Source organism: Faecalicatena contorta, from assembly GCF_022835095.1.
GTDB lineage: Bacteria > Bacillota > Clostridia > Lachnospirales > Lachnospiraceae > Faecalicatena > Faecalicatena contorta.
Genome location: NZ_BQNQ01000001.1, coordinates 1,953,388 through 1,971,634, shown reverse-complemented (window position 1 = coordinate 1,971,634; position 18,247 = coordinate 1,953,388). Strand labels below are relative to the sequence as shown.

Here is an 18,247-nt window from a genome sequence, read left to right as displayed (position 1 = left end):
CTGTCTTAATTAAGAATGCTGCTCCCTTTATTCATCTTATGCCCAAAGAACATGAGTCCCCGAGTGCCCCTTAGGTATTATTTATCTTCCAGATCTTCAAGATTTATACCCAATTCTTTGGTAAGGCTTCTTGTCAGCAGAATCTCGTCCGCTGCCCTGGCGTGATCTATCTTTTTCGCGTGTTCTTCCTGCTTTAGCGCCGGGCGCTTCCTTTGCGAATGCGGCTCCCCTGCCGCCCTCTGTACATTTGAAGTATCAATCAGCACCGTCTCCTGACTGTCCTGTAATTCCTGCCATTCACTCTGGTCCTGTCTTTCATTAATATGCTTCACACTCATCTCAGGTGCAGATACTACTATTTTCGGAACGGCTTTTACATAATAATAATATTCATCATCCTCAAACTGCATACGCTCCGTTCTGGAATAGTTCACAGAAAAGAACAAAAACTCCAGCACCAGCCCAACCACAATCGCTGCAACACCGCTGACCACCATTGTAACGTATGACAGATGCACATCCAGTGTAATATTCCCCGCAGCAGCGATGACAATTCCTGCAATCGCGCCAGCGACCGATCCGATCTTCCACGCATGGTCAACGGATCTTGTTCGTACGGCATATACAATCAGAAGACTGACGGCAGTTGCAATCACCATTACCCACATCTCCTTATTGGTCAGAGACTGTTTTGTAAAAACCATCAGGCTGTCCACCAAGCCTTTTGCATCCCCTCCCTTGAGGGCGGTAGATGACATCTTCACGAAGTGAAGCATATAGTAAACGATCGTCCCAAATGCAACGGGAAGCACACAGACCGGCGTTCCCAGTAAGCCTAAGGCAACCGGAATGACGAACGGAACCTTCAGTGCAAACGCAACCGGCGTCAGCAGCACAAGCCATGCTTTTTTCGGTGTAAACCGGAAATAGAAGATGTACATGATCAGAAAGATCGCCAGAGATACAAGAGCTATGGGCATGGATAAGGTATAAAAATGCAGCAGTACCAGCACCGTGGCTGCGATCACCATCACGACCAGCGGCAGAAATGCACAGACTGCGGAAAGCCCCACAGTACAGACAATAGACGATGCCGCCTTCATAAAACCGATATTGGAATTAATCAGGCCGAAGACACAGAGTCCTAAAATAAATTGTAATGCTTTCATTATATATGTGGAATACTTCGCATATATTTTTTGCAGTTGCTCTTTCCAGACAAGTAAAGTACTCATATTTTATTTTTTCTCCTTCATACACATCTTTCCCAGGCGGGATAAATCCCGGTAATACTTTTTCACACGCTGTTTTGCTTTATTGTGCTTCGACTTATAAAAGCTGCTGGCACATACGCAGTAAGCCACAAGTAAGATAATATATGCACCCACCACGACAGCCGCGATTATAATCAGCTTTGCAACCGTCAGATCCTTCAGCATTGCGTCGACATTGCACAGTATAACCAAACCTGCGGCAATGGCGTATCCGATCGTGACCCAGATCGCTGTGATCAGTGTGTTGAGGCTTGAATAATCTTTCTTATAATAACTGCTGATTTTCAAATCATCCGGCGCCAAAGTGTTCTCATATGCCGCCATCTTTGTCATCAGCCTGATGCGTTCCTTATCTAACATTTCCTCACCTCTATGTTTTCTTTCAGTGCAGGCACGCCTTGGCGTACTTGCGGCGAGGCGCGCGTCATGCCCTGCATGACATCATACTTCTGCGCGCCTCTGCCGCCCGCCGGCGGCTTTATCCTGGAAGGAGACAAGGCTCCCTCCTAAATTTAATTTTTCTTAACCACCTGTAAAGGTGGGATTCTTATCTTCTTTTAAGATAAATATCATTTTTAGTATAGCATATACTCAGAGTCCTTGTCCAATGCTTATAGTTAAAAAATACACTTTTTCAGCTCCTGCTAGTCTCAGCATTTTTGCGCATCTGCGGATCGTGCTGCCGGTCGTATAGATGTCGTCTATGATCAGTACTTTTGCCTTTACTTTCTCTTTTCCGGCCACCGCAAAGGCCCCCTTCAGGTTGCGGATTCTCTCCGTGTCATTAAGGCTTTTCTGCGGCCTGGTATTCCGTATCCTGTAAAGCACGTCTTTCCTAACAGGTATGTGAAGAAGGCAGCCCAGCTCCTCCGCCAGTATTTCCGCCTGATTATATCCCCGTTTTCTTTTTCTGGCGGGATGGAGCGGAATCGGAATGATCTCTTCAACTCCCCACCTTCTGATCTGAGCCCCGCAATGTTCCGCCATTTCCATGGCAAATATCCGGCCGTAGTTCCTCTTATTCCCATACTTGAACCGATAAATTGCGTCCGAAACAGGCTCCCTGTGCAGCCATACACTCCGCCCCTGTTCATAGGCGGCATCATGTTCTGTGCAGTCCCTGCAGTACTCCTGTTCCGCCTTTTCCAGCGGCTTGCCGCAGCGCATGCAGCGTGGTTCCTGTACATAGATAATCTTCTTTTTACATACACTGCAGATCCCCTGTTCCGATATTCTGCCACAGAACGGACAAACCTGCGGATATAGCAGATTTAAAATCCGCGTATACACTCCGCCAGGCTTGTATAACGGTTCTGTTCGTTTTTGTTCTGTATCATTTCCTGAAATGTCGCTTCACTCCCCACTATTGTCAGGCATTTTTTTGCACGGGTTACCGCCGTATACAGCAGATTTCTGTTATACAGCATACGCGGTCCCTGCAGCAGCGGTATCACAACCGCAGGATATTCGCTCCCCTGAGATTTGTGAACCGTAATGGCATATGCCAGTTCCAGTTCTTCCAGCATCTCGAAGGGGTACTTTACCGTTCTTTTCTCGTCGTACTCGACAACCATTGATTCATCATAGGAATTGATTTCCTTCACAATCCCCATATCTCCGTTAAATACTCCCATACCTTTATCCACAGTGAGTCCGAATTTCGTGCAGATTTCCCACTCCAGCTGGTAGTTATTTTTTATCTGCATCACTTTATCCCCAACGCGGAACAATCTTTGCCCGCTTTCCTTTTCCGTTTTTTCCGGCGAAGGCGGATTCAAATAACGCTGCAGGATTGTATTCAGCCGCTCCACCCCCAGCAGGCCCTTCCTTGTTGGAGTCATGACCTGAATCTCCGTGGGAAGTGCATCCACATACCTGGGAAGCTTTTTCTGAATCAGGGTAATCACTACACTGATAATCACATCCGCTTCCTGCCGTTTTAAAAAGAAAAAGTCACGGCTCTTGTTGTTCAGGATAACAGGTTCCCCGGCATTGATCTTATGAGCGTTTACAACAATATCGCTCTCGCCTGCCTGACGGAATATCTTTGTCAGCGTTACCACCGGAAACGAGTCCGAAGCTATTATATCCTTCAGAACACTCCCGGGTCCCACGGAAGGGAGCTGGTTCACATCCCCCACTAATATAAGCCGCGTGCCTTCCACAACGGCTGAAAGCAGAGCATGCATCAGCGGAAGGTCTACCATGGACATCTCATCGATAATCAGCACATCCGTCTCCAGGGGATTTTGCCGGTTCCGCATAAAGCCATTTACATTGCCCTCTTCCTCCGGATTCCCGCTGACCTCCAGGAGGCGGTGGATCGTCTGTGCCTCATATCCGGTGGCCTCCGTCATTCTTTTAGCCGCCCTTCCTGTAGGCGCCGCCAGCAGAATGCTCATCCCCTCGCTCTCAAAAAACTGGATCATGGTATTAATGGTAGTCGTCTTACCGGTCCCGGGCCCGCCGGTCAGGACCAGAAGCCCGTGCTTGATGGATTCTATCACCGCCTTGTGCTGCATGGGGTCTAGGGAAATCTGTTCCTGCCGCTCCACCTTTCTGAGCCGCTTCTCCATCATGTCCTCCGGCATATTGCAGTCAATATTCAGATCATGCAGCATCCTGGCCGTATTGAGTTCCAGGTAATAATAGCGGGCCGGATAGATCCTGATCTCGCCCTCCGCCTCTTTGCGCACCGTCTTTTTCTCAATGCAGAGATCCATGATATACTTTTCAACATCCTGGATGTTCACCCCCAGAAGCTTTCCGGCGCGCGCCTCCAGTACCTGTTGGGGCAGATAGACATGTCCCTCCAGGGTGGACTGCTGCAGCGTGTAAAAAATACCGCTTCTGATTCTGAAATCAGAGTCCGTATGTATCCCTATCCTGGATGCGATTTCGTCGGCCGTCTTGAATCCCACGCCTTCTATGTTATCCGCCAGCTGGTACGGGTTCTCCTCAAGCACCTGGTACAGTTTCGTTCCATAATACTTATAAATCTTGACAGCAAGGGTCGTGGATATCCCATATTTCTGCAGATAGATCATCGCCCGGCGCATATCCTTCTTCTCCTCTACCTGCACGGCAATCTCCCTGGCCTTTCGCTCGCTGATCCCCTTCACCTCCGCCAGACGCTCCGGCTCCTCCTCAATGATGCGGAACGTATCCTTTTTGAACTTCCTCACGATCCTTCCTGCCAGCGCCGCTCCAACACCCTTCACGGCCCCGGATCCCAGATAACGTTCTATAGATACCAGATCCTCAGGCTCCTTTACCTCATGGGAGCTCACTTTGAGCTGGCTTCCATACACACTGTGGTTAACAAACTCCCCATGCAGTTCCAGCATCTCCCCCTCATTAATATAGTTAAAACTGCCAACACAGGTAGTCTCCCCGTCTTCATTTTCCAGATTAAATACCGTATACCCATTATCCTCATTCCGGAACACAATATGCTCCACATATCCGGTGACTACTTCCAAAATTTCCTCCTAACCGGAGCCTTTCATCCCACAGAATATCCCCGGAACATCCGGCAGGCTCCTTCGTAACATAAGTTAAGACAGACCCCTTCAACAGCGCATTGCACCGTCTGAAGCAGTCTGTCCCACCCTGGCTTCCTCCCTTAGAAGTCAGTCCTGCCACTCATAAATTCTACGAACTGACCTGTTCCAATCGCTACAACCTTCATGGGGTCTTCGGCGGTCATTGTATGGATCCCTGTCTTCTCCTCAATCAGTTCTTCCAGGCCGCGCAGCATGGCCCCTCCGCCGGTCAGTACGATACCCCTGTCCAGAATATCCGCGGAAAGCTCCGGCGGTGTCTGTTCCAGTACGGCAATTACCGCCTCTACAATCTGTCCGGTAGCCTCCCTCAGCGCTTCCTCAGTCTCCGAAGACGTCACCGTGACTGTTTTTGGAAGTCCTGTCACTAGGTTCCGTCCTCTAACCTCTATGGTCTCTTCCTCGACAAGAGGATATGTTGTCCCAATTTTAATCTTAATATCTTCCGCCGTGCGCTCACCGATCAGCAGATTATGTTTCTTTCTCATGTAACGCACGATTGCCTCGTCAAAATCGTCCCCTGCAATCTTGATCGAAGTATTGACCACCGTACCGCCCAGCGAAATCACCGCTATATCCGCGGTCCCGCCTCCGATATCCACAATCATATTCCCGCAGGGCTTGGATATATCAATCCCTGCGCCGATCGCAGCCGCTACCGGTTCTTCTATCAAATGTACTTCTCTGGCCCCCGCAGCAAACGTGGCCTCCTCCACCGCCTTCTTCTCCACTTCCGTAACACCGCTCGGCACACAGATACTGATGCGCGGCTTCTTAAAAGTCCTTTTTCCAAGCGATTTCTGTACAAAATATTTAATCATTTTCTCAGTAACCGTATAATCCGAAATAACCCCCTGGCGCAGCGGCCGCACCGCCACAATATTCCCCGGAGTTCTTCCCAGCATCAGGCGCGCTTCCTCCCCGATCGCTTTGATAACATTCGTATCCCTGTCAAACGCTACAACTGAGGGTTCCTTCAACACAACCCCTTTTCCTTTTACATACACCAGTACACTGGCTGTTCCCAAATCTATCCCGATATCTACAGACATATTTACGCTCCCTTCCACAACCCATATTACTCTTAATCTCCACTCATTCGTACTCCTCTGCCCCGCAGAAATTTCTCTTCAAGTATATTTTTAAACACGCCTTGGTCTAGATAAATTCCTCTGTTTCCCCGTGCAGTCTCTCCCCAACTTGCACCAATAGTATAATAAACTTTTCCAGAAATGGAAACCCCTTTTTTGTATTTTTAGTATTTCTTAAGGATTGTAAAAATACACCCGCCAAAATACGACCCTTTTTATATTTTATGATACTGGTATGTAGTACCCTAAAATATAAGAGGTTCTGTTTATACTTATTTAGTATGCAGAATTCGAAAGTTTTTATGTCAGCGCTTCAGCAATAATTAAAATAAATGTTTCCGAGAGTACTCAATAAATAATCTGAAGCGTTAATCTCAGCCCTCTATGCTTTCTTATTAATAATCGTGTGCATTGTTCACTGTTTGTTCAGGTACCCGGATGATAAAATAATCTTACATAAAAAATATCATATGATAAATATCATTCAAAGGAGGTAAGGGGGAAAAGAATGTATATTCAGAATATTCAGATACTCGTATCTCTTGTATCTTAAGTATGCTGTCTGCCTCTCCAGCAGGTGTTTTGCAGAAGCAACGGCTTGATCTCCAGCCCAGTCCGCGAGGGCTCTTTTTTGGTAGACGTCATAAAGAAAGAGCAAAGCTGAAGATAAGCAGCAATACTTAGGGTATATTTTTTAAGGTTGTTTTTAAGGTTATTTCTGCATCAACAAAATCTGTGTTATTCATGTACTTATGCACTTATTGAGAGGAGTGGTTTAAAGATGAGCAACAATAATGAAACAAATTCATTTACATCGGGACCCATATTGTCCCCATTTCTAAAGTTTACGTTTCCGATTCTGATATCTATGTTTTTACAGGCTTTATACAGCGCGGTTGACCTAATTGTTATCAGCCGTTACTGCGGGCCTGCCGAAAGTGCCGCTGTTTCTTCGGGGGGTAATGTAATGTATCTCCTTCAGGTAGTTGTCACAGGGCTTGCTATGGGTGTTACTGTAGCAATAGGGCGCTATATCGGAGAGAAAGACGGCGAAAGTGCCGCAAAATCTATGGGGGCTTCTATCAGCATATTTGCTGTTTTTGGCGTAATTCTAACGATTATCATGGTTTTTGTAACGCCAGCATTGGTAAGCGCTATGAACGTGCCTGTAGAAGCTCATGATTTTGCCGTTCAGTATTTATCGATTTGCTGTGGAGGATTGGTTTTTATTGTCGGATATAACCTGCTGAGCTGTATATTCAGAGGTATCGGCAATTCTATTCTTCCATTGGTTTTCGTTATTATCGCCTGTGTAATTAACGTTGTTGGTGATATTGTTTTAGTATCCGTATTTGATATGGGAGTAAAGGGCGTAGCCATAGCTACCGTAGCTGCACAGGCCATAAGCCTTATCTTGTCAATTATTATTATCCGATTCACAAAGCTGCCGTTCGTATTCAAGTTAAAACATATTCGGTTTGATAAGGAAAAGATCAAAGAGATGTTTTCCATTGGAACACCTGTGGCAATGAAGGATCTCGTTACACAGATTTCATTTCTTGCTGTCAATACATTTGCAAACGGCATGGGACTAATCATGGCGGCCGGATACGGTATTGCATGGCGTGTTGTTAGCTTCGTCTTATTGATACCGATCTCATACATGCAGTCAATGTCTGCGTTTATTGCGCAGAACATGGGTGCTAAAAAACCAGAAAGAGCAAAGAGAACTCTCTTCTATGGCATGGGAACCTCTGTTGTAACAGGACTTATTGTATTTTATTTTGTATGTTTCCACGGCAATGTGCTGGCTTCGATCTTCACTTCTGACCAGACCGTAATCGCTGCTGCGGCACAGTACCTGAAAGGATTCTCTGTCGACTGTATACAGGTTGGTATTTTATTCTGCTTTATGGGATTTTACAATGGCTGCAGCCGTACAAAGTTCGTATTTTTCCAGGCATTCTGGGATTCATGGGTTATGCGTGTACCTGCTGCCTATATTTACAGCCATATGGCAGGCGCAACACTTTTCCATCTTTCACTGGCTACACCTACTGCTACAACGAGTACAATTATTGTTTGTATTATTTACTATAATATTGTTAAGAAAAATATTTTCAATTATCCTAAGACAGCACCGAAAAAAGCTGCTTGATAAGCGTTTTATAATTACCTGTGTTCCTGTATAAATATGGAAGAATAACAGATCATTTCATTGTCGGTCAAAAAGGGAACTGCTGCATAAAATAAATCGTGCACAGTTCCCTATTTTAGTACATTGATACCTGCAGTATTACATATTCTGCCCCAGGAATCGCTGCAGGATTTGACCCAATTCCGCCACGTCAACCGGCTTCGCCAGATGTACGTTCATTCCCGCCTTTAGCGCGTCGCATACGTCTTCTTGAAACGCATTGGCCGTCATTGCCACAATCGGCAGGGTCAATGCGTCATCCCGGTTTAGGGCCCGAATCACCTTTGTTGCCTGATATCCGTCCATGACCGGCATTTGGATATCCATGAAAATCAAATCATAATACCCTTCCTCAGATTCCGATACCTTCCGCACAGCTTCCTCACCATTATATGCCTCCTCCACCTGGACGCCGCTCTCTTCTATCAGTGTGCGTGCAATCTCCAGATTTATTTCGTTATCTTCTACGAGCAGAACACGTTTTCCATTGAAATCACCGGCAGTTCCACTGAACATCGGATTGGTCACTTCCTCATCCCCGCTTAGTTTCCTAAGCAGACCGGATATTTTCCTGCGGTAAAAAGGCTTAGTAAGAATCGCTGTTGCCCCATAGCTGCGGGCTTCGCTCTCTAATCCCGACCAATCATATGCCGTCATGACAATCGCAGGAATATCATTTCCCAGCGCGTCCCGGATACACTGTGCGGCAGCACCCGCATCCATATCCGGCATTTCCAGATCCAGTATCACCAGCCGAATCGGATCTTTCGTTTCCTTCGCCTGCAAAACATAGGAAACAGCCTCTCGCCCAGAGGCGGCAGAGCTGGCATGCATTCCCATGTCTTCCAACAGTTCCACCATGCTTTCACTGACCTGCGGGTCGCCGTCCACAATCAGACAGCGTACCCCGCTCCATTCCCTGGGGACTGCCTCCGGTTCTTCTGCCTGCAGCTTTAGCGGAATCCTTACGGTAAAGGCAGATCCCTTTCCCAGTTTGCTCTCCACCTGGATATCCCCGTCCATCAAGTCCACCAGATTTTTGGTAATCGCCATCCCCAGTCCGGTACCGACAATCCTGCTGCTGGTAGTATCCTGTACCCTCTCAAAGGGCTCGAACAGTCTCTTTTGGAACTCCTCGCTCATTCCAATTCCCGTGTCAGAACAACAGAAAATAAAACTGGAGTATCCCTTATGAATCTCCTTTTTCTGCCGCACTTCCACACGGATTTCCCCTCCCGAAGGCGTATACTTCACCGCATTGCTCAGTATATTGATATAAACCTGCCGGATACGAAGAGAATCTCCTATTACTGCTTCGTTCTTCAGTCCTGCCAGATGCACATCCAGCTTCAGCCGGCTTTCTGCCGTCTGCGGCCTGAAAAGCTCTATGATATCCGTTGCCAATTCGGCAAAATTAAAAGGTTCCTCCCTGATCGTCAGCTTCCTGCTCTCTATCTTCGACATATCCAGCACATCGTTGATCAGGCTGAGCAGCTGCCTGCTGGAGATATCAATTTTTTTCAGGCAGTCCGTCACTCTGTCCGGATCATCCGGATGCGCGGCCGCGATCGCAGCCATTCCAATGACCGCATTCATCGGTGTGCGGATATCATGTGACATATTTGATAAGAACTGACTCTTAGCCACATTGGCGGCCCTAGCGCTTTCCAGTGCACTCTTTAAAGTCTGCTGCTGCCGTTCCTCCTCGTATCGCTGCTCATCGATCCTCCGGGAAATCAGGATCGCCAGTTTATCCTCGGAATAGGGATTGTCTACCTCTATGATCTGAGTAGAAATCCAATGATACTCCCCATCCGCCAGCAGGTGTTTATATTCCCCACTGATTTCATCTCTTTCCCCGCCCAGGGTGCCCAAAAGCTGCTCGGGCGCGAAACGCTGCTTAAAATGCTCCCGATGGTCTTCATGGACGGCTGGCGCCATATCGGCATACAGCTCGCTGTAAGACTGCTGTTCTCCAATGGAGAGCATCAGCCCTGGCCTGACATACACAAACTTCAGAGTATCAAGGGACAGGTTAAGGCTGATAATCAAAGGATACGCATTGGAGATCGCTCCCACCAGTGTTAAACGCTCCTGCAGATCCCTGCGCTTAGCCTCTTCTTTCGCCAGCTTTTCCTCGGTAATATCGTGAAAGGCAATGATGAACACTGGATGACCATTTTGATCCAGAGTTTTTTCCACAATTCCGGTCGCCCAAAAGTAAGAATCATTCTTTTTTCTGATCCGGATTTCAAAAACGTTCTTATGCCCATTCCATGCCGTATCCTGAAACAGCTGCACCGCTCTTTCATAATCCTCCGAATGTGCCATACAGCGAAGACTCTTACCTTCCAGGGTGTCGTTCGGTGATCCTTCCGGAAATCCCAGAAGGCGGAGCCCCTCATCATTGACCTGCAGAAACCGGTACGGCTCCTCCGATGTCGTAAGGAGAATTCCCTCAGGAACAGCATTATACAGGTGGCTGATATACTCCGCCTGATTGCGGAGCCTGTGGTTCGCCCGGTTTACATAACGAAAATACAGCAGCACCAACAGGGCTATTCCCAGGATAATGCAGCCAATCAAGGTAAATGTACGCATTATAATCTGGCTGGTCTGCTTATTCACAACGGCAGAAGGGATAATGGAAACCAAATACCAGTCGGTATCCAGCTTCAAAGGGATATAACAGAAAACGGTATTTTCCTCCTGATAGGTAAAGGTGGCCCATCCCGTTTTCCCCTCCCTCAGCGACTGTGTAAAACGTTCCAGCCCGGTCTGGCTGTTTTCAGGTACCTGCAGCATATCAAAAAGATTCTGTACGGTTTTGTTACTGTTGGGATGGGGCGGCCGGATGAGGATATTGCCGTTTGTATCCAGCACATAGGAAAAGCCTGTGTCCTGATAGAACGAAACAGTAAATGTGTCAACGATCCGATCCACCTCATACTCTTTGATAAGATATCCTTTTGTACCGTCTTTCAGCGTCACTTGAACAAACAGGTTAAATACATTGACACCAGTAGCACTGCTGATATGCGGGGCAATGATTCCCTGTTTCTGGTCATTCTTCTCAAGTATTTCCGTTAAGTTTTCGTCCATCCCCATATCATCCGGATAACATGCTGTATTCTCCAGATACAGGAGGATTCCTGTATCCACCTCACTGTAATTCCTTAAATATTCGTCCAGTTCTGCGGCCTGCGTACCTGCATATTCCCTTAAATGCGATGCCACGGTTCCCATCACTTCGTATTCCCCTCGTAGCTGGATCTGCAGCGTGTTGCGTCCCTGCTGGGTACTCTCCATAATGGAAGCCATCGACTGCTGCCACAGCTGGCGCTGTACCGTCCTTACGAAAAATACTGTTATGGTGCCGAGCAAAACGCCTGTGACGAGCGCTGCGGTCACAATGAACAATTTTGATTTTTTCGATTCTGTTGCTTCATTCTTTTTCAAGGCATCCTGTCCTCCTCCACCTGCAGATCCATCCAATCCATGACTGTATCCAGCGCTTCTCCCGCAAGCAGCCTCTGTGATGCTTCAGTAGTCAGCTCCCAGATCGGCAGATCCAGTAATGCGTCCGTACCTATCACCGTACGCCCGCTTTTGTAACAGGACACCAGCGGCAGGATCTCCTGCGCCGGTGCCTGGTCCTTCCCTTGCAGCGGATTGAATGAAGACTGCTGGTCCGCGAATTTCTGAATATTTTCCGCCCTGGTAAAATACTCTACAAATTTCATGGCAGCATCTAAATGCCCGCTGCCGGCATTTACGCTCAGTTTGGTATCCGGATTGATCACCAGCAGAGAACCGTCCTCTAAAACCGGGAGCGGATGTACCTCAAAGCCGAACTCCGGCTGCATCGCGCTGACGCGCCCGGCCGCCCATGCACCCGTCAGCATAAAGGGAGATTCTCCCTTGATAAACTCCTCCAGGTCATCGGAGGTTTTCTTCGTATCAAGTGCCTTTTCCCCGTCAATAAATCCTTTCCGGATAAAACTTTCCACTATAGAAAACCCGGAACTCAGATAACCGCTCAGCGTCTCTTCACCTCTGTTAATCTGAGCAAATACCTCTGCCTGCCGCTCTTCCTGATAGACAGAGTAAAATCCGTACCCAATGGCCAATGTCTTCAGAGAAATATCATTGTTGGCAATCACCGGTGTAATCCCTCTGTTTTTGAAATAGCCGCACACTTCTTCCCATTCTCCGAGATTCTGAGGCACCTCCTGCCCGTGTTCCTTGAGTAAATCCATGTTGCAGTACAGCCCAAACGCAGATACCGTGGTAGGTACCCAGTAGATTTCTCCGTTCTCCTCCATTTGGCTGCGCATCTGTCCGGTATACTCCGGGATCACGCTGAGCGATGACAGATCCGCCACCTGCCCTTTATGCTGCAGCTCCAGCAGGATATCGTGATTTACCATAAATACATCGTTTCCCTTGCCGGAAGCCATCCGTTTTCTTAATGCTTCAAAATATTCGGACCCTTTCAGGCTTTCATAGGAAACTCGGATACCGGGATTCTCTGTCATGAAGCCGGATATAATCTCCTCTATGACCATAACATTTTCTGGTTCATACTTATTCCCAAAAAAGGTGATGGTTGTAGTTTCTCCGTCCTGCCCCTCATAGTTTACGACTCTGCTGTTCTCTTTGCATCCGGATAATGCGCACAGTATAAAGGCGGAAAGGATCAGCAGTGCAATCATTCTTTTTTTCATATCTTCTGTCCTTTCGCTCATTTTCCGATTGCCAGTCAATAGCATGCACGGATAATTTTATATAAAATATGACCCCCATTTAATATCGAATCAGTATCATGATATTATGAATCTGAGATTCATGGCCACCATTCGCCGTTTGAAAAATGTGCAGGCACGCTTTTCCCACTAACATTCATTATACCATAAACAGCCTTCTTTGCAATGTTTTCTCCCCCTCACCGAAGGCGAGTTTCCATGGGCTGGATTCGTACCGGTTCAGTCCGTCCAGAACGGGTACATGTCCTCGGAATTATACAGAACAAACATTCGATTTCCACTGTACATTTTCCAGATCCTCTGCTATAATCATATCTGACACTATGAGAGTATGAAATTCCCAATTTTAGGGAATTGTTTATATATGGAGGTATCGGGTTTATGGATCATTTTAAACTTGTATCGGAATATCAGCCCACAGGCGACCAACCCCAAGCCATTGCTGAGTTGGTGCGTGGGTTTCAAGAGGGCAATCAATTTGAAACTCTGCTCGGAGTTACCGGTTCCGGTAAGACATTTACCATGGCCAACGTGATTCAGGCGCTGAACAGGCCCACTCTGATCATCGCCCACAACAAGACTCTGGCCGCACAGCTATACGGTGAGTTTAAGGAATTCTTTCCCAACAATGCGGTCGAATATTTCGTAAGCTACTACGATTATTACCAGCCGGAAGCCTATGTTCCCTCATCAGACACATATATTGCCAAGGATTCGGCGATCAATGACGAGATTGACAAACTCCGTCTGTCCGCCACTATGGCCCTGGCGGAACGGCGGGATGTGATCATCGTAGCCAGCGTATCCTGTATCTATGGACTGGGAAGCCCGATGGACTACCAGAACATGGTGATTTCACTGCGCCCGGGCATGACGCGGGACAGAGATGAAGTCATGGCAAAACTCATCGAGATACAGTATGACAGAAATGAAATGGATTTCCACCGCGGCACCTTCCGGGTGCGGGGTGACGTTCTGGAGGTGATCCCTGCTTACTCCGAAGATACCGCGATCCGCATCGAATGGTTCGGGGATGAGGTGGAGCGGATTACCGAGATTGACGTCCTGACCGGGGAGATCAAGGATGAGCTGAAGCACATCGCAATCTTCCCCGCATCACATTATGTTGTGGACAAGGAGAATATCGCCCGCGCGGTAACCGCCATCGAGGCAGAGCTGGAAGAGCGCGTTAAGGAATTCAAGCGCCAGGATAAGCTGCTGGAAGCACAGCGGATTGCCGAGCGCACAAACTTTGATATTGAGATGCTAAAGGAGACCGGATTCTGTTCCGGCATTGAAAACTATTCCCGCCATCTGGCCGGGCTTGCTCCCGGGCAGCCGCCCTACACGCTGATTGACTACTTCCCTGATGATTTTATCATCATGATAGATGAGTCCCACAAGACCATTCCCCAGATCGGCGGCATGTACTCCGGCGACCAGTCGCGCAAGTCAACCCTCGTGGACTTCGGATTCCGGCTGCCCTCAGCAAAGGATAACCGTCCGCTCAATTTTGAAGAATTTGAAAGCAAGATCAATCAGGTTTTATTTGTATCTGCCACGCCGAGTGTTTATGAGGAAGAACACGAACTGCTTCGGACAGAGCAGGTTATCCGCCCCACAGGGCTGTTGGATCCCGAGGTCACGGTCCGTCCGGTGGAGGGGCAGATCGACGATCTGGTCGGAGAAGTGAATAAGGAGGTTGCAAAAAAGAATAAGGTTCTGGTAACCACACTGACAAAAAGAATGGCCGAGGACCTGACCGACTATATGCGCGAGGTGGGTATCCGTGTCAAATACCTGCACTCCGATATCGATACCCTGGAGCGTTCGGAGATCATCCGGGATATGCGTCTGGATGTATTTGATGTACTCGTGGGCATTAACCTTCTGAGGGAGGGGCTGGATATTCCCGAGATCACACTGGTGGCGATCCTGGATGCGGATAAAGAAGGCTTCCTGCGTTCCGGCACCTCTCTGATCCAGACGATCGGCCGGGCAGCGCGTAACGCAGAGGGGCATGTCATCATGTACGCAGATACCATAACAGATTCCATGCGGACAGCCATGGATGAGACGCAGCGCCGCCGCGAAATACAGATGAAGTACAATGAGGAGCATGGAATCACACCGCAGACGATCCGTAAATCTGTACGTGACCTGATCAGTATTTCCAAGAAAGTTGCCGCAGAGGAGTTGCGGATGGAAAAAGATCCGGAATCGATGAGCAGGAAAGAACTGGAAAAATTAATTGGAGACCTGTCAAAACAGATGAAAAAGGCTGCCGCAGAACTGAACTTCGAGTCCGCTGCTGAGCTGAGAGATAAGCTGGTGGAGCTCAAGAAAGTCCTGAACGATATGGACGACTGACAGAGCATTATAAATACATTTTAGAAGGAACAGGAAGGATAACAAATGGGCAAAAAAATGGACGCCAGAAAGTACATTAAGATACGCGGCGCAAATGAAAACAACCTAAAAAATATAGATTTGGACATTCCCAGAAATGAACTCGTCGTTCTGACCGGACTCAGCGGCTCCGGGAAGTCCTCCCTTGCATTTGATACGATTTATGCGGAAGGCCAGCGCAGATATATGGAATCGCTCTCCTCTTACGCAAGGCAATTTCTGGGCCAGATGGAAAAACCTAATGTGGAGAGCATTGAAGGGCTTTCTCCCGCAATTTCCATTGACCAGAAATCAACCAATCACAACCCCCGTTCTACAGTTGGAACTGTTACGGAAATCTACGACTATTTTCGTCTTCTCTACGCGCGCATCGGTATCCCCCACTGTCCCAAATGCGGCAAAGAGATTATGAAGCAGACCGTGGACCAGATGGTGGATCAGGTCATGAACCTGCCCGAGGGAACAAAAATCCAGCTTATGGCCCCGGTAGTCAGGGGCCGCAAGGGAACCCATACCAAGCTCCTGGAACGGGCAAAAAGGAGCGGCTACGTGCGTGTACGCATCGACGGAAACCTGTATGAATTATCCGAGGAAATTACCCTGGATAAGAATATTAAGCATAACATCGAGATTATCGTGGACCGTCTTGTCGTAAAACCCGGTATCGAGAAACGCCTGACAGATTCCGTGGAAAGTGTACTGAGCCTTGCAGAAGGCCTGCTGACTGTTGATATCATCGGGGGAGAAGCAATGAATTTCAGCCAGAGCTTTGCCTGCCCGGACTGTGGAATCAGCATTGAAGAGATTGAGCCTAGAAGCTTCTCCTTCAACAATCCCTTCGGCGCATGTCCGGTCTGCTTCGGCCTGGGATATAAGATGGAATTTGCTGAGGACTTGATCATCCCCAATCCGTCGCTCAGTATCAGCGAGGGGGCTATCACAGTCATCGGCTGGCAGTCCTGTACGGACAAATCCAGTTTTACCAGGGCGATTCTGGATGCTCTCTGCAAGGAATATAAGTTTGATCTAGATACTCCCTTCGAACAGTATTCAAAGAAAGTGCATGACATCCTGATCCACGGAACAAACGGAAAGTCTGTAAAGGTATATTATAAAGGACAGCGCGGAGAAGGCGTCTACGATGTGGCCTTTGAAGGACTTCTAAAGAATGTGGAACGCCGTTATCGCGAGACAGGTTCGGACACGATGAAGGCAGAATACGAAACTTTTATGAATATCACCCCCTGCTCCGAATGTGGAGGGCAGCGTCTGAAAAAGGGGGCTCTGGCCGTTACGGTTGGCGGTCAGAATATCGCCGCCGTTACCGCTCTGTCCATCAATAAACTGCAGGAGTTTTTACACGAACTGCAGCTCACCGAGACACAGCTGCTGATCGGCGGGCAGATACTCAAGGAAATCAAGGCCCGGATCCAGTTTCTGATGGATGTGGGACTCGATTACCTGACACTGGCAAGGGCAACCGCCTCTCTATCCGGCGGGGAGGCCCAGAGGATCCGCCTGGCTACCCAGATCGGCTCCGGCCTGGTAGGCGTCGCCTACATTCTGGATGAGCCAAGCATCGGACTGCATCAGCGGGACAACGATAAGCTTCTTGGCACGCTGAAGCATCTCCGGGATCTGGGCAACACTCTGATTGTCGTAGAGCACGATGAGGACACCATGCTGGCCGCCGACTGCATCGTGGACATAGGCCCCGGCGCAGGCGAGCACGGCGGAGAAGTGATCGCCGTCGGAACCGCGCAGGAAATCATGAAAAACAAGAACTCCATCACCGGAGCCTATCTGAGCGGCAAGATCAAAATACCGATTCCCGAAAAGAGAGAACAGCCTGCCGGATACCTCAGAATTATCGGTGCACAGCAGAATAACCTGAAAAATATTGATGTAGACATTCCACTTGGAATTATGACCTGTGTGACAGGTGTTTCCGGTTCGGGTAAGAGTTCTCTTGTAAACGAAATCCTTTACAAAAAACTGGCCAAGGAACTCAACCGTGCAAGGACAATCCCGGGGAAACACAAGCGCATCGAAGGATTGGATCAGGTCGATAAAGTAATCGATATCGATCAATCCCCAATCGGGCGTACTCCCCGTTCCAATCCTGCAACTTATACCGGAGTCTTCGATCTGATCCGCGATCTGTTTGCATCAACCCCCGACGCCAAGGCGCGCGGCTACAAAAAGGGGCGTTTCAGCTTCAACGTCAAGGGCGGACGCTGTGAGGCCTGCAGCGGGGATGGGATCCTAAAGATCGAGATGCATTTCCTTCCGGACGTATACGTCCCCTGCGAAGTCTGTGGAGGCAAACGATACAACCGCGAGACTCTGGAAGTTAAATACAAAGGAAAGACCATTTATGACGTCCTCAATATGACCGTAGAGGAGGCCCTGCAGTTCTTTGAGCATGTTCCAAGCATCCGGAGAAAGATGGAGACCCTCAATGATGTGGGCCTTTCCTACATCCGCCTGGGACAGCCCTCCACTGAATTATCGGGCGGTGAAGCCCAGAGGATCAAACTGGCGTCCGAACTGAGCAGACGCAGCACAGGAAAGACAGTCTACATCCTGGATGAACCAACAACCGGCCTCCACTTTGCCGATGTCCACAAACTGACCGAAATCCTGAGGCGGCTCTCCGGAGACGGCAACACCGTCATCGTTATCGAACACAACCTGGATGTCATCAAAACTGCCGATTACATCATCGATATAGGACCGGAAGGGGGCGACAAAGGCGGAACCGTAGTCGCAACCGGAACACCGGAAGAAATCGCTGAGAATCCACAATCCTACACAGGTAAATATATCAAAGGAGTGCTGAATAGGGTTTGAGAGAATGCGGTGAACAGGGCATCCTCCTCCACATTTCAATCAGGCTGGGTGCATCAAGGCGGCTGCCCCCCTTCCCGGAGGAGCCGCAGACGGG

At 48.4% G+C, this 18,247-nt stretch carries 10 protein-coding genes; 3 read left to right on the top strand and 7 right to left on the bottom strand.

The features are described from left to right. Nucleotides 1–77: 77 nt before the first annotated feature. From MWG26_RS08785 to mreB, 5 genes are all read right to left on the bottom strand, one after another. A complete protein-coding gene (locus tag MWG26_RS08785) occupies nt 78–1,235 on the bottom strand; it encodes a hypothetical protein (RefSeq protein WP_117441026.1) in 1,158 nt (385 codons plus the stop codon). A 3-nt stretch (nt 1,236–1,238) separates the two neighbouring features. After that, on the bottom strand, nt 1,239–1,634 hold the full coding sequence (locus tag MWG26_RS08780) for a hypothetical protein (RefSeq protein ID WP_025655657.1): 396 nt from the start codon (nt 1,632–1,634) through the stop codon (nt 1,239–1,241). 231 nt (nt 1,635–1,865) lie between these two features. Beyond that, nucleotides 1,866–2,564, bottom strand: coding sequence for a ComF family protein (locus MWG26_RS08775; protein ID WP_044926749.1), 699 nt, complete (start codon nt 2,562–2,564; stop codon nt 1,866–1,868). Continuing rightward, the gene (recD2, locus tag MWG26_RS08770) at nt 2,546–4,756 is read right to left on the bottom strand and encodes an SF1B family DNA helicase RecD2 (protein WP_025655655.1); all 2,211 of its coding nucleotides are present in this window, start codon (nt 4,754–4,756) and stop codon (nt 2,546–2,548) included. Before recD2 ends, MWG26_RS08775 begins: the two co-directional genes overlap by 19 nt. Before the next feature lie 143 nt (nt 4,757–4,899). Beyond that, the gene (gene mreB / locus MWG26_RS08765) at nt 4,900–5,889 is read right to left on the bottom strand and encodes a rod shape-determining protein (protein WP_025655654.1); all 990 of its coding nucleotides are present in this window, start codon (nt 5,887–5,889) and stop codon (nt 4,900–4,902) included. A gap of 820 nt (nt 5,890–6,709) precedes the next feature. Between mreB and MWG26_RS08760 the strand changes: the two genes are divergently transcribed. Further along, nucleotides 6,710–8,086, top strand: coding sequence for an MATE family efflux transporter (locus tag MWG26_RS08760; RefSeq protein ID WP_240285741.1), 1,377 nt, complete (start codon nt 6,710–6,712; stop codon nt 8,084–8,086). A 138-nt stretch (nt 8,087–8,224) separates the two neighbouring features. Here MWG26_RS08760 and MWG26_RS08755 read toward each other — a convergent pair whose 3' ends face one another. Beyond that, nucleotides 8,225–11,584, bottom strand: coding sequence for a response regulator (locus tag MWG26_RS08755; protein WP_330639540.1), 3,360 nt, complete (start codon nt 11,582–11,584; stop codon nt 8,225–8,227). Beyond that, the gene (locus tag MWG26_RS08750) at nt 11,581–12,852 is read right to left on the bottom strand and encodes an ABC transporter substrate-binding protein (protein WP_025655652.1); all 1,272 of its coding nucleotides are present in this window, start codon (nt 12,850–12,852) and stop codon (nt 11,581–11,583) included. The genes MWG26_RS08755 and MWG26_RS08750 overlap by 4 nt, the downstream gene beginning before the upstream one ends. A gap of 420 nt (nt 12,853–13,272) precedes the next feature. Here MWG26_RS08750 and uvrB point away from each other — a divergent pair, with 420 nt between their 5' ends. After that, the gene (gene uvrB / locus MWG26_RS08745) at nt 13,273–15,261 is read left to right on the top strand and encodes an excinuclease ABC subunit UvrB (RefSeq protein WP_025655651.1); all 1,989 of its coding nucleotides are present in this window, start codon (nt 13,273–13,275) and stop codon (nt 15,259–15,261) included. A gap of 45 nt (nt 15,262–15,306) precedes the next feature. Further along, complete coding sequence (gene uvrA / locus MWG26_RS08740; protein ID WP_025655650.1) at nt 15,307–18,153, top strand: excinuclease ABC subunit UvrA; 2,847 nt, start codon at nt 15,307–15,309, stop codon at nt 18,151–18,153. Nucleotides 18,154–18,247: the final 94 nt, after the last annotated feature.

Bases quoted from the DNA above. Each gene is read 5' to 3' on its own strand.
- MWG26_RS08785 (WP_117441026.1), bottom strand. From the start codon at position 1,235: ATGAGTACTTTACTTGTCTGGAAAGAGCAACTGCAAAAAATATATGCG.
- MWG26_RS08780 (WP_025655657.1), bottom strand. From the start codon at position 1,634: ATGTTAGATAAGGAACGCATCAGGCTGATGACAAAGATGGCGGCATAT.
- mreB (WP_025655654.1), bottom strand. From the start codon at position 5,889: ATGTCTGTAGATATCGGGATAGATTTGGGAACAGCCAGTGTACTGGTG.
- MWG26_RS08760 (WP_240285741.1), top strand. From the start codon at position 6,710: ATGAGCAACAATAATGAAACAAATTCATTTACATCGGGACCCATATTG.
- MWG26_RS08750 (WP_025655652.1), bottom strand. From the start codon at position 12,852: ATGAAAAAAAGAATGATTGCACTGCTGATCCTTTCCGCCTTTATACTG.
- uvrB (WP_025655651.1), top strand. From the start codon at position 13,273: ATGGATCATTTTAAACTTGTATCGGAATATCAGCCCACAGGCGACCAA.
- uvrA (WP_025655650.1), top strand. From the start codon at position 15,307: ATGGGCAAAAAAATGGACGCCAGAAAGTACATTAAGATACGCGGCGCA.